The sequence below is a fragment of the Paratractidigestivibacter sp. genome, from assembly GCF_052362415.1.
GTDB lineage: Bacteria > Actinomycetota > Coriobacteriia > Coriobacteriales > Atopobiaceae > Paratractidigestivibacter.
In genome coordinates, this window is record NZ_DAWEMK010000074.1 from 1 (window position 1) to 1,416 (window position 1,416).

The 1,416-nt window shown below is 62.7% G+C and carries 1 protein-coding gene; it reads left to right on the forward strand.

Annotated features, from left to right (window positions below; genetic code table 11):
- The first annotated feature begins 51 nt into the window (after window positions 1–51).
- Entirely contained in the window at window positions 52–1,227 is a 1,176-nt protein-coding gene (locus ACT84W_RS07665; protein WP_444328771.1) for a C40 family peptidase, read from the forward strand.
- The last annotated feature ends 189 nt before the right edge of the window (window positions 1,228–1,416 follow it).

The window sequence follows — 1,416 nt, forward strand, 5'->3', positions numbered from 1 at the left end:
TAATCTATCTTAGTTGATCTGTTATCTACTTCATCTCTAGGAGATGCCTACATGCGTTTTTGCAAGACTGTGGTTACCGTCGGCCTGGCGGCCGCGCTCACCTTCGGGATCGGCGCTGCTCCGGCCCTCGCCGTCAGCCAGTCCGACGTCGACGCCGCCGCTGCCCGTCTTTCCGACCTCGGAAGCCAGCTCTCGAGCATCCAGTCCGAGCTCCAGACCGCTACCGACGACGTGGTGAAGACCTCCCAGGAGCTCAGCGCGAAGCAGGGCGAGGTCGAGCAGACCCAGAACGACCTCACGTCCAAGCGCGGCGAGCTTTCCGACATCATGCGCTCGTATTACAAGCAGGGATCGACCTCCACGCTCGACTTCATCCTTGGGTCCACGAGCGTCGACGACCTCGTGAGCCGTGTGGTCTACCTCGACAAAGTATCCGAGCAGCGCGCCGAGGTGATCTCGTCCGTCAAGTCGATGGAGGCTCAGCTCAAGCAGGAGGAGTCTGAGCTCGAGGAGCGTCAGGCTCAGCAGAACCAGAAGGTCGAGGACCTTCAGTCGCAGGCCTCCGAGTACGATTCTCGCGTGAGCGAGGCCACTTCTTACTACAATTCGCTCGACTCCGAGCTTCAGGCCCAGGTGGCTTCGGTCGCGGCGCAGCAGAACTCCGCCGTTGCCGCGGCGGTCCAGACCGCTAAGCAGACCAACGAGCAGCAGGCTCAGGCGTCCGCGGCAAAGGACTCGCAGGTCAACCAGGAGGACCAGGCTAAGCAGGACCAGGCCGCCGAGACCGTCCCGACCACGCCCTCCGAGACCAAGCCGTCCCAGCCGAAGCCCAATAACAGCAATTCCAACTCTGGCAGCTCGAGCAAGCCTTCGAACGGCGGCGGCAGCTCGTATGGCGGCGGCGGTCTCTCCACGGCGCTCGCGCAGATCGGCAAGCCCTACGTGAGCGGCGCGGTCGGCCCCGACTCCTTCGACTGCTCCGGCCTTGTGTGCTACAGCTACGGTTACAAGCGCGGTCGCACCACCTATGACATGATCGCCTCCCTCCAGTCGACCGGCGACTGGAAGACCGACATGTCGCAGCTCAACTACGGCGACCTCGTTTTCACGAGCGAGGGCCACGTGGGCATCTACCTCGGTGGCGGCACCATGGTCGACGCACCGAAGCCCGGCTACAGCGTGAGGACCACCTCGCTGTGGAGCTTCATCGGCGGCGGCCCCTATTAATCATTCTCTTGCTTGGAGTTCAATGTGAATAACAGCAAGGAGAAGAGCGCCTCGGCAACCGTGTCGAGGCGTTTTTCTCGTCGCTTTCAAATCGACCTGATCGTCGAGGGCGTGCTCGTCGGCCTTGCGGGCGGGGGAGTGGTCACGCTGTACCGGCTCTCGCTCTCGAATGCCGAGAAGCTCCTGCGC